This is a genomic window from Serratia sp. ASV30 (assembly GCF_016428815.1).
Lineage (GTDB): Bacteria > Pseudomonadota > Gammaproteobacteria > Enterobacterales > Enterobacteriaceae > Chania > Chania fonticola_C.
In genome coordinates this window covers 20,442-31,730 of record NZ_JAELTL010000059.1, presented here as the reverse complement: position 1 = coordinate 31,730, position 11,289 = coordinate 20,442, and the positions used below count along the sequence as shown (strand labels likewise).

Below are 11,289 nucleotides of genomic sequence, written 5' to 3'. Positions count from 1 at the left end.
CAATCTCTCCCGCGGGCTCAGAGGCACAAGGGCTAGGGGGAGCTCACCGGCTATCTCCCGATGATCTGTCGGGGATCTTCTCCGCTAAGGCGGAGAAGATCAAGACATAAGGGTTGGGGTGAGGGGACTTAGCGAACTTTCAGCGGATCTTCATTGGCTAAACGCTGGTCTTCCGCCTGACAGGCCGCTGCGGTAAACAGCACGTCGGTGGAGGAGTTGAGCGCGGTTTCTGCCGAGTCCTGCAGTACGCCGATGATAAAGCCGACGGCAACGACCTGCATCGCAATTTCGTTAGGAATGCCGAACATGTTGCAAGCCAGCGGGATCAACAGCAGTGAACCACCGGCTACGCCGGAAGCCCCACAGGCGCAAATCGCAGCCACCACGCTCAACAGCAGTGCAGTCGGCACATCCACCGGAATGCCCAGCGTATGAACCGCAGCCAGCGTCAGCACGGTGATGGTGATCGCGGCACCGGCCATGTTGATGGTCGCCCCCAGAGGGATAGAAACCGAATAGGTATCTTCGTTCAGATTCAGCTTTCTGCTCAGCTCCATATTCACCGGAATGTTGGCTGCGGAGCTGCGGGTAAAGAAGGCGGTAACGCCGCTTTCGCGCAGGCAGGTGAACACCAGTGGATAAGGATTGCGGCGGATTTTCCAGTAGACGATCAGCGGGTTCAGTACCAGCGCCACCAGCAGCATACAGCCGATCAGCACGAACAGCAGTTGGGCATAGCCCCACAGCGCGCTAAAGCCGGTATCGGCCAGGGTTGACGCCACCAGGCCAAAGATACCCAGCGGCGCAAAGCGGATCACCGCACGAACCACCATGGTCACGGCATGGGACATGTCGGTGATTAGCGATTTGGTGGTATCAGAGGCATGACGCAGTGCCAGCCCCAACCCCACGGCCCAGGCCAGGATGCCGATATAGTTGGCGTTGATCAGCGCATGGAATGGGTTCGCCACCACGCTCATCAGCAAGCCTTTGAGCACTTCAACGATGCCACCCGGCGGGTTGATGTCGGTGGTGCCCACGGCCAGCGCCAACGTGGAAGGGAAAATAAAGCTGACCAATACGGCAGTAAGTGCGGCAGCAAAGGTGCCTAACAGGTAGAGGAACAGGATGGGGCGGATGTTGGTTTTCTGGCCCTGCTTATGGTTGGCGATGGAAGCCATGACCAAGATCAACACCAGCAGCGGTGCCACCGCCTTCAGCGCGCCAACGAACAGCGAGCCGAGCAGGCCAACTGCTGTGGCGGCGGCTGGCGAAACCAGTGCCACCACAATGCCCGCTACCAGGCCGATCAATATTTGCTTAACCAGACTGCCCTGAGTGATGCGTAGTAATAGTTTATTCATGATGCTCTTGCGTTTCCGCTCCCTGAGAATGTGATGTACAGATTGCTGCGCCTCGGCTGAAACGTGGCCGGGCAACTTATCGTCATATCTGTAACTAAGTATGTTTGCTATGCCAGTATTCAGTAAACGGGGGATCTTGAAAAGGGGAGAAGATGAAATTACCTGCATGGATCAATGATTGATAACATGCTGTTTACATTTGTGTGATCGTCATAACATTTGGCGTTTATGGCTATTTGCCAAATAATCGCAGGGCGTCTAGCGCCCCGGATAACAGATTATGGTAGCCAACCTTAACCGACTGCGGCCAATGGCTGCTGGGCCCCAAGGCTGGCGACAAAGTCTTGCAGTAACTGCTGGCTGAATGGCGTATCGCTAACCTGTTGTTGTTTAAGCTGATAAATTTTCTGCTTGGCCGGTTCCAACTCGCTGAGCCAGCTCAGGTAGCGCTGCATGATCGCCCCGTTAAATTCCGGGTGGAACTGGGTGGTCAGGACGTTATCGCCGTAACGCAGGATTTGGCAGGCGTCCTGTTGCGAGCGAGCAAGCACTTCAGCCCCTGGCGGCGGCGTTAATACGCTTTGCGCATGGATCAGGTTCACGTTGAAGCGCGCAGGCAGGGGAGCCATACGCTTATCTGAGCGGGCAGCGGGTAATAACTCGATCTCGAGAGTGCCAACCTCCATGCCCTGCGGGTGGTAACCCACCTCGCCGCCCAGCGCATAAGCCAAAAGCTGGTGGCCATAGCACACGCCAAAGATCGGCAGATTGATTTGCATTGCCTGGCGCAACCATTCCGCTGCGTGTTCGCTCCAGGGAAGCCGTTCGGTCACCATAGCTGCTGAACCGGTGATCACCACTCCGCAGTAATCTTCTGGGGGAAACGGTGTCTCACCGGCAAGGACGTGCACGATATGCACGCGATCTGCATCGATATTCCCTTGTTTTAGGAACATCTGCTCAAAATTGGCCTGCTCCTGCTGGATCATCTGCGGTGCATCACCGGTTTGCATCAACAACAGCGGTTTCATTTTATTCTCCGTCAGCGGGGAAGACTACGCCGGTCTGACGGCGGATCTCCGTCAGCAGGCTGGCGACGATCAGGGAATTTTCCAGGCCCTCATGCTCGACCTGCCGTTTTTCTACCAGTTCGGCAAACACTTGCGCTTCATACAGCATGGTATTGATGTGTTGCGGCTGGGTCAGTACTTGGCTATTTTCACCGCAAGGCGTCAGCACCACGCCTTGGGCTTCGGAGATTTTTTCGATCACCAGCGTGCCCTCTTCGCCCTGGATCTCACTCGGAATGTCCGAGTTGCTGACCTTGGAATGGCTGATCACCACGTCAAAGTCACCATAGTTCAGGCACACGCTGCCGTGGGCATCCACCCCGGTATCAAGCAATGTTGCGCTAGCCAATACCGACTGCGGTGCACCAAACAGCGCCACGGTGCTGGCCACGCAGTAATAGCCAATGTCCATGATCGAGCCGTTGGAAAAGTGCGGGTTGAAGGTGTTCGGGTTTTCACCGGCCAGGTAGCGGGGATAGCGGGAGGAGTATTGGCAATAGTTGATAAATGCCTTACGCAGTTTGCCAATCTTCGGCAATGCCTGTTGCAGGATAAGAAAATTGGGCAAGTGGGCGCTTTTGAACGCTTCAAACAGTACCACCTGATGTTCCCGTGCGCAGGCCACCAACTGTTCCACTTCGCGCAGATTTGACGCCAGCGGCTTCTCGCAAATCACATGCTTTTTATGGCTCAGGAATAGCAGAGATTGTTGGCAGTGCAGAGAGTTGGGGCTGGCAATATACACCGCATCAATCACGTCGGATTGCGCCAGCGCTTCCAGCGAATCAAAGAAGTGTTCGACCGGATAGTTGGCGCCAAAGGCCTGCGCCTGTTCGAGCTTACGCGAATAGATGGCGGTCAGCCTCATCTTGCCGCTTTCGTGAGCCGCATCGATAAAACGTTCGGTGATCCAGTTGGTGCCGACAACAGCAAAGCGAATCATGGGTGACTCCAGTTTCCACAGGAAGATAGCTCAAGGAACCAGATTATCACGCCGCAGAGAATAGGCGAATATTTGCTTAAAAAGTCTTATTACTCATAGAGTTCGCCGAATAATGAGAGATGGGTCAGATACAGACGGGTATCAAACTCCAACTGGTGATAGCTGGGTTCCATATGGCAGCACAGGCTGTAAAACGCCTTGTTGTGGTCTTTCTCTTTCAGATGCGCCAACTCGTGGACGACGATCATGCGCAGGAAAGGTTCTGGGGCGTTTTTAAACACCGTCGCCACGCGGATCTCGGCTTTGGCTTTCAGTTTGCCACCCTGCACCCGAGAAATGGCGGTATGCAGCCCCAAGGCGTGCTTCATCACCTGGATTTTGCTGTCGTAGGCCACCTTGCTCAGCGGTTGAGCATTACGCAGATACTGATTTTTCAGATCGACGGTAAACTGATAAAGCGACTTGTCGGTGGTGCAGCCATGCACCTGCGGATAGCGTTGCAACAAAACCTCGCCCAGCCGCTGTTGCTTGATGAGTTGTTGCACCTGCATTTGCAGATGATCGGGGTAGCCTTGCAGGTAGCTCAGTTCGGACATGTTATTCAGTATTCAGTGGTAAACCGGGGCGAGCATTGTATGACGTTTTCTTGCTCAAATCCCCTAATGGGCAATTAATCCCAAAAAACATTTTACTGCCGAGCGTTTTTAGGGGATAAACAGCCCAAATTTATCATTCAGGAGGGGCAATGAGCCAACTCGATCTGGGAACACAGCAACTTGAGCTGGAGCGTTATCCCCAACAGGAAGAAGCCACCCAGCTGCAGGCGTGGGAAGCGGCGGACGAATATCTGCTGCAACAGTTGGAAAATGTCGACATCGGTGAACGCCCGGTACTGATTTTCAACGACAACTTTGGCACGCTGGCCTGTGCTCTGCATGGCTATAAGCCTTTCAGCATCAGCGATTCTTACATGAGCCAGTTGGCGACGCGCCATAACCTCAAGCTGAATGAGCTCGATGTTGAGCAGGTCACCTTGCAAGACAGCCTGGCCGAACTGCCTGCCAACCCGGCGGTGGTGTTGATCCGTATCCCGAAAGCGCTGGCGCTTCTGGAGCAGCAATTACGTGCCCTGCGTGATGTGGTGGCACCCGATACGCTGATCGTGGCCGGTGCCAAAGCGCGTGACGTGCATACCTCGACCATGCAAGTGTTTGAGCGGGTGCTTGGCCCAACTCGCACCAGCCTGGCCTGGAAAAAGGCCCGTCTGATTTATTGCCAGGTAGCTGACATCGTGCCACCGGCAGCACCGGCAACCACCGACTGGCTGCTCGACAGCACGGACTGGCTGATCCACAACCACGCCAACGTGTTCTCACGCGGTAGCCTGGATATTGGCGCACGCCTGTTCCTGGAAAATCTGCCGAAGGATTTGCAGGGCCATATTGTCGATCTCGGCTGTGGCAACGGTATTATCGGGATGCGTGCCTTGGTGCAGAACCCGCAAGCGCAGATGACCTTCGTCGATGAGTCTTACATGGCGGTGGCTTCCAGTGAACTGAACGTGGCGCACAACCTGCCGCAAGAGATGGATCGCTGTCAGTTTGAGGTGAACAACTCGCTGGCGGGCATTGAGCGTGAAAGCCTGCAGGCGGTACTGTGCAACCCACCGTTCCACCAGCAGCATGCGATCACCGATCACACCGCCTGGCAGATGTTCTGCGACGCCAAGCGTTGCCTGCAAGTGGGGGGGGAGCTGTGGATCGTCGGCAACCGCCATCTGGATTACTACCAGAAGCTGAGGCGTTTGTTCGGCAACTGCACCACCGTGGCCTCCAACCAGAAGTTCTTGATCCTCAAAGCGGTCAAGTCTGGCGCGCGTTATTGATGTAGGGGCGCAGCATGCTGCGCCCGTAAAATCAATGGATTACAGTGCCATGGCCAGCCGCGTGCCCTGATCGATAGCGCGGCGGGCATCCAGCTCGGCAGCCACGTCGGCACCGCCAATCAGATGCACCGTTTTCCCCATTTCCAGCAGCGGCTGCTGCAATTCACGGCGCGGTTCCTGCCCGGCACAAATCACCACCGTATCTACCGGCAAGCAGCTTTCCTGCTCGGCACGCAATATATGCAGACCTTCGTCGTCAATACGTTGATAGTTCACGCTATTGAGCATTTTCACGCCGCGTACAGCCAGGCTGGTGCGATGGATCCAACCGGTGGTTTTACCCAGGCCTTCACCTACCTTGCTGGTTTTGCGTTGCAACAGGAATATCTGGCGTGGCGAGGATGGCACTTCCGGCCCTAGGGCGCTCAGCCCCCCGCGCTGCTCTAGTTGTGAATCGATCCCCCATTCGCGGTTAAACGCTGCCAGATCCAGGCTACTGGAGGTGCCATGCTGGCTGAGGTATTCGGCGACGTCGAAGCCAATTCCCCCGGCCCCAATGATGGCGACCCGTTGCCCAACCGGTTTTTTATCCCGCAAAACATCGAGATAGTTCATCACCTTGGCGTGTTCGATGCCCGCAATGGCTGGCATACGCGGTACGATGCCGCAGGCGAGGATCACCTCATCGAAATTCGCCAGATCCTGCGGTTGCACCTGCTGCCCCAGCTTTAGCTCCACTTCATTGAGCACCAACTGACGGCGGAAATAGCGCAACGTCTGGTGAAACTCCTCCTTGCCGGGGATTTGCTTGGCGATATTGAACTGGCCACCGATCTGCTCGGCGGCATCAAACAGGGTTACCTGATGCCCGCGGCTGGCGGCGGTGGTGGCAAACGCTAATCCGGCTGGCCCGGCACCCACCACGGCCAGTTTTTTAGGCGTTGCGGTGGCGATCAATGGCATTTCGGTTTCGCGGCAGGCGCGAGGGTTGACCAGGCAGGAAGTGAGTTTGTGATCGAAAATCTGATCCAGGCAGGCCTGATTGCAGCCGATGCAGGTGTTGATTTCGTCTGCACGGCCTTCAGCGGCCTTCTGCACGAACGCCGCATCTGCCAGGAACGGGCGTGCCATGGACACCATGTCGGCACAGCCATCGGCCAAAACCTGCTCCGCCACCGCCGGATCGTTGATGCGGTTGGTAGTGATCAGCGGGATCTTCACTTTGCCCATCAGCTTGCGCGTCACCCAACTGAACCCGGCGCGTGGCACCATGGTGGCGATGGTGGGAATACGTGCTTCGTGCCAGCCGATACCGGTGTTGATCAGCGTTGCGCCAGCCTGTTCGATCGCCACGGCAAGCTGTTCGATCTCCTGCCAACTGGATCCATCCTCCACCAGATCGAGCATCGACAGGCGGTAGATCAGAATAAACTCCGGCCCGGTCGCTTCGCGCACGGCCCGCACAATTTCCACGGCGAAACGCATGCGATTGCTGAAACTGCCGCCCCATTGGTCGGTGCGTTGGTTGGTGCGCGAGACCAGGAACTGGTTAATCAGGTAGCCCTCAGACCCCATGACTTCCACGCCGTCATAGCCAGCCTGCTGTGCCAATGCTGCGCAGTTGGCGAAGTCGGCAATGGTTTGTTCAACTTCCTGGGTAGTCAGCGCCGCTGGGCTGAATGGGTTGATCGGCGCTTGCAGTGCGGAAGGGGCGACTGGCTGTGGCTGATAGCTATAGCGCCCGGTATGCAGGATTTGCAGGGCAATCTTACCCCCAGCCTGATGGACAGCCTCGGTCACGATCTGGTGATGGGCAACCTGCTGTGGTTGGTTTAGGACCGATGCTCCGCGATACACCACGCCTTTCTCATTGGGGGCTATACCGCCGGTCACGATCAGGGCGACACCGGCAGCGGCCCGCTCGGCGTAGAATGCCGCCATACGCTCGGGGCCATCAGGCAGTTCTTCCAGGCCGGTGTGCATCGATCCCATCAGCACCCGATTTTTCAGGGTGGTGAAGCCGAGATCCAGCGGCGCAAGCAGGTTGGGGTAAGCACTCATTGCAGTCTCCAATCGGGTTTATCGTTATAGTTATAGACGACCCTCAAGTGGTCGGATGAGATAAATTTAGCCGTTGTCGGCGTACTTGGGAAACGCGGATGTGCTGAATGTGATAGACCTCATGTTTGCAATCGGTATAAAAGATCGGCTAACATCGGCTCGCCTTATCCCTTTTCTCTCTGCGGAGCCATTACCGAAAATGAACAACCACACCTGCTGATATCTGGCCCTGTACCGAGCACGCTCGTGCCGTATGGGGAGGTTTTGATTTCATTCAGGAGTGCTTATGGCTCATTTTGCGCAGTCCCCTTATTTCGTTTTACATCAATTTACCTGTCAGTTTGCCAATGGCGAAACGCTGTTTGGCCCGCTTAATCTGGCCGTTGAACAGCTGCACTGTGGCCTGGTGGGGCGTAACGGCGTGGGAAAAACTCGCCTGCTACGTCTGATTGCCGGGCTGGATCAACCCGCGTCAGGTCATATTGAGACGCAGGCAACCTTTGCCTATGTGGCGCAGCAGCCGCACTTCACCGAACAGACGACCCTGGCAACGTTGCTGGGCTACGGTGAGGTGTTTGCCGCCCAGGCCCGTCTTGAGCAAGGTTGCCCACGGCTGGACGATATCGATCGTCTTGAGGGCCAGTGGGATCTGGCGGATCGCTTGAGCACGGCTTTTGCGGCGGCGGGATTGTCTGATTTTGATCCGCAACGGCCAGCCAGCGAACTGAGTGGTGGCGAACGTATGCGTGCGGCTTTGTGTGGCGCGATAATGTCGGGGGCTGATTTCCTGTTGCTGGACGAACCGACCAATCACCTCGATAGCACGGGCCGTGAATGGCTGTATCAGCAATTGGGACAGTGGCGCGGCGGTCTGTTGATTGCCAGCCACGATCGGCAACTGCTGTCACGGATGCAGCGGATTGTCGAACTGACTCCTGAGGCATTACGTAGCTACGGTGGCAATTATCACGAATACCATCGGCTGCGGGAGCAAGAGCAACAGGCGGCACGTGCTCAACTTGAACATGCCGCGTTGGAAAGACGGCGCGTCCGCGCCCGCCAGCAAAAAGAACACGACAATTACCAGCGTCACTCCGCCCGTACGCTGAGAACCGTGGACTCGCTGAATATCGCCTCTTTTGAGAAAGCAGCCCTCAAGGGGGCTGCCCGCGACACGATGGGGACCTTGCGTAAACAGCATCAGGGGCAAAAGAACACGTTGGATGAAGCGGTACGCGAGGCGAGGGAACGGGTTGAAGAAGATAACCCGGTGATGCTGACCTTACCGGGCAGCGCGGTAGCCGCGGGTAAGCAGGTGCTGGTACTGGAACAGTTGCAGTTGCCGTTCGTCTCCTTGCCACCGCTCGACTGGAGGATGGATGGCCCGATGCGTGTGGCCATCACCGGCCCGAACGGCTGTGGCAAATCCACGCTGCTGAAGGTGATCCTGGGGCAACTGGCTGCCAGCGCTGGCCATTGCCATTGCTCGGTATCGCTGGCCTATCTCGATCAAAACCTGTCCCAGCTCGATCTGACTCGCTCGGTGGTCGATCATCTAGGTTTACAGGATACCCCGTTAGCCGAAGGAGTGTTGCGTAGCCAACTGGCGCAACTGCAACTGAATGCCGACCGGGTCACGCTGCCGTTGGCGGCATTGAGTGGTGGAGAGCGGTTGAAAGCGGCGCTGGCCTGTGTGCTGTGGCGGCGTGAGCCTGCGCAGCTCCTGCTGCTGGATGAACCGACCAACCATTTGGATCTGGCCTCATCGCAGGCAATTGAAGCGGCGCTGGCGGAGTTCCCTGGTGCGATGCTGGTAGTGTCGCACGATGAGGATTTCTTGCGGGCGCTGCGGCTGACCCATCGTTTGTCCTGGTCGGCAGCGGGTTGGTGCTTTCAAGCAATGTAACCCTGCCTGAGGGGCCAAGCTGGGGAGTTTTTGGTATACTTAAGGTCATTTTGTGAGGTTTCGAGACAATGACTATGACTCCAGTGGCAACAGCAGCCGAGGTAATTTATTACAACGGCACTATCTTCACCGCAGATGCGGAAAATCGTGTTTGTAGTGCGTTGGCGATAGGGCAGGGATACATTCTTGCGGTAGGGACTGATGAGCAGGTGCTTGCGCTGGCGACACCCACCACCGAACGCATCGATCTGCACGGCAAAATGATGATGCCGGGCCTGATCGACAGCCATATGCACCCATTCTGGGGCGGCAAACAGCTCAAGGGTTGCAGCTTGCACTATGCGGCGCTGACGGCTGAGCAAACCCTGCAACATATTCAGGCGCATCTGGATAAGTATCCGGCTGGCGATGACGAATGGCTGACGGTACGTGCCTGGCAGCGTCAGGCGATGATCCCGGTTGGCGCGGATATGAGCCGTAGCTTGCTGGACACCCTCAACACTCGCCGCCCGGTGGCACTGTTCTCTAACGATTGCCACACGCTGGCGGCCAACAGCCGTGCGCTGGAGATGCTGGGCATTGATGAAAATACCCCGGTGCCGCCGGACGGCAAGATCGCCCGCGATGCCGATGGTCAACTGACCGGGATCCTGGAGGATGCTCCGGCCATGCGCGCCTTTGACAGTATTCCTTCCGGCACGGCGGAACAGAACGTGCAGGTAGCGGCTCATGTGCAGCAGGTGCTGCATACGCAAGGCGTGACCACTGTGATGGATACCCGCGTGTTTGCGGAACAGTTGGAGGCTTTCGCCGTACTGCGCGATCGCGGTGAGCTGACCTTACGTGTGCTGGGGGCCAAAGAAGTCACACCAGACAGCGTACAAGGGCCGGAAGACGCAGCCCGTGCGGTGCAAGAGGTTGTCGCCTTTGCCGAACGGTGGAGTAGCCAGCCTTGGACGCCGCAGGCCGGGATCTCTGTTGGCCATCTCAAGCTGTTCGTCGACGGCGTGTTGCAGCCACCGACTATGACGGCGGCGCTGCTAGAGCCTTATCGTGAACATCATGGGGAAGCCAAGAGTGAGCGTTATGGCGATCTCTACTTCACCACGCCGGTGCTGAACGCGCTGATCGTCGAGTGTGGCCGCGCTGGCCTGCATCCGCATACCCATACGGTAGGCGATGGCGCAATCGAGCAGGTGCTGGATGCGGTTGAGCTAATGCGTGCGGCTTGCCCGGGCAAGGATATCCGCCCAGGCTTGGCCCATAACGAATTGGTTGCGCCGCATCAGTACGCGCGCTTTGCCTCTTTGGCGGCAACGGCGGTGCTTTCGTTCCAGTGGGCCGGTTTACCGGGCGTGTTGATCGATGAAGAGCGCGAGATGCTGGGTGAAGCCCGTTTCCCTCACCTTGAGCCCGCGGCACGCTTCCTGGATGCCGGTGCGCGGCTGGCCTATGGCAGCGACTGGCCCATCGATCGCTTGGATGAGTGGTATAACCTGCAGGTGGGGATGACCCGCCGCGCCTGGGATAGCGAAGGTAATCCTGCCGGGCCACGCCTGGACAACGATCGCGATCTGACCCTGATCGAGACACTGCGCGCAGCCACCATCGATGCGGCCTATATGATCGCCAAAGAGCAGTACATTGGCTCGCTGGAAGTGGGCAAATTTGCCGATGCGATCGTCCTGCACCATAATCTGTTTGAGCAACCGGCAGAGAAACTGTACCAAACCCGCATCGAGCGGACGTTGGTTGGCGGGAAGATCAGCTATCAATCCTGATAGCAATGTGAATTAAGCGGTCATTTTTACCTGGGGGCGTTGCATGCAGCGCCTCTACAAATTCGGCACATTGCCGTGAAGGGTAATTTTTACCGCTTTTCCTCATCCTGCAAACAATAAATCAACGGGTTGTGCCCCAGTTCTTTACCTATTGCCACCCGGTTTTCTGAAAGCGGATTGTTAGCTTCCCCGGCAGCCTAACTTGTGCCAGAATCCGTCCCCTTGTTTTTACCGCAGCGAATCAAATAGCCTATTGGGATTGGCCCTGAATAGCGCTGA

General features: G+C 56.9%; 8 protein-coding genes. 3 read left to right on the top strand and 5 right to left on the bottom strand.

All coding sequences use genetic code 11. The annotated features are described in order from the left end of the window. Positions 1-128 precede the first annotated feature (128 nt). The 4 genes from sstT to JHD74_RS21095 all read right to left on the bottom strand — a co-directional run bounded on the left by sstT (position 129) and on the right by JHD74_RS21095 (position 3,973). The gene (sstT, locus tag JHD74_RS21110) at positions 129-1,364 is read right to left on the bottom strand and encodes a serine/threonine transporter SstT (RefSeq protein ID WP_024528185.1); all 1,236 of its coding nucleotides are present in this window, start codon (positions 1,362-1,364) and stop codon (positions 129-131) included. A gap of 293 nt (positions 1,365-1,657) precedes the next feature. Beyond that, positions 1,658-2,395, bottom strand: coding sequence for a glutamine amidotransferase (locus JHD74_RS21105; protein ID WP_199063454.1), 738 nt, complete (start codon positions 2,393-2,395; stop codon positions 1,658-1,660). A gap of 1 nt (position 2,396) precedes the next feature. Continuing rightward, the gene (locus JHD74_RS21100; protein WP_199063453.1) at positions 2,397-3,377 is read right to left on the bottom strand and encodes a Gfo/Idh/MocA family protein; all 981 of its coding nucleotides are present in this window, start codon (positions 3,375-3,377) and stop codon (positions 2,397-2,399) included. Between the two features lie 89 nt (positions 3,378-3,466). Next, on the bottom strand, positions 3,467-3,973 hold the full coding sequence (locus JHD74_RS21095; RefSeq protein WP_024528187.1) for a M48 family metallopeptidase: 507 nt from the start codon (positions 3,971-3,973) through the stop codon (positions 3,467-3,469). A 149-nt stretch (positions 3,974-4,122) separates the two neighbouring features. On the opposite strand from JHD74_RS21095, the gene rlmG reads away from it, so the two are divergent. Next, entirely contained in the window at positions 4,123-5,262 is a 1,140-nt protein-coding gene (gene rlmG / locus JHD74_RS21090) for a 23S rRNA (guanine(1835)-N(2))-methyltransferase RlmG (protein WP_024528188.1), read from the top strand. A 39-nt stretch (positions 5,263-5,301) separates the two neighbouring features. Here the strand turns inward: rlmG and JHD74_RS21085 are convergent, their stop codons facing one another. Continuing rightward, complete coding sequence (locus tag JHD74_RS21085) at positions 5,302-7,323, bottom strand: NADPH-dependent 2,4-dienoyl-CoA reductase (RefSeq protein ID WP_199063452.1); 2,022 nt, start codon at positions 7,321-7,323, stop codon at positions 5,302-5,304. Positions 7,324-7,609: 286 nt separating this feature from the next. On the opposite strand from JHD74_RS21085, the gene JHD74_RS21080 reads away from it, so the two are divergent. Together JHD74_RS21080 and JHD74_RS21075 are read left to right on the top strand one after the other, a co-directional pair. Then, entirely contained in the window at positions 7,610-9,229 is a 1,620-nt protein-coding gene (locus JHD74_RS21080) for an ABC-F family ATP-binding cassette domain-containing protein (protein WP_199063451.1), read from the top strand. 74 nt (positions 9,230-9,303) lie between these two features. After that, positions 9,304-11,010 carry an amidohydrolase gene (locus tag JHD74_RS21075; RefSeq protein WP_024528191.1) on the top strand — a complete coding sequence of 569 codons (1,707 nt, stop codon included), beginning with the start codon at positions 9,304-9,306 and terminating at the stop codon, positions 11,008-11,010. The last annotated feature ends 279 nt before the right edge of the window (positions 11,011-11,289 follow it).

Bases quoted from the DNA above. Each gene is read 5' to 3' on its own strand.
- sstT (WP_024528185.1), bottom strand. From the start codon at position 1,364: ATGAATAAACTATTACTACGCATCACTCAGGGCAGTCTGGTTAAGCAA.
- JHD74_RS21105 (WP_199063454.1), bottom strand. From the start codon at position 2,395: ATGAAACCGCTGTTGTTGATGCAAACCGGTGATGCACCGCAGATGATC.
- JHD74_RS21100 (WP_199063453.1), bottom strand. From the start codon at position 3,377: ATGATTCGCTTTGCTGTTGTCGGCACCAACTGGATCACCGAACGTTTT.
- JHD74_RS21095 (WP_024528187.1), bottom strand. From the start codon at position 3,973: ATGTCCGAACTGAGCTACCTGCAAGGCTACCCCGATCATCTGCAAATG.
- rlmG (WP_024528188.1), top strand. From the start codon at position 4,123: ATGAGCCAACTCGATCTGGGAACACAGCAACTTGAGCTGGAGCGTTAT.
- JHD74_RS21085 (WP_199063452.1), bottom strand. From the start codon at position 7,323: ATGAGTGCTTACCCCAACCTGCTTGCGCCGCTGGATCTCGGCTTCACC.
- JHD74_RS21080 (WP_199063451.1), top strand. From the start codon at position 7,610: ATGGCTCATTTTGCGCAGTCCCCTTATTTCGTTTTACATCAATTTACC.
- JHD74_RS21075 (WP_024528191.1), top strand. From the start codon at position 9,304: ATGACTCCAGTGGCAACAGCAGCCGAGGTAATTTATTACAACGGCACT.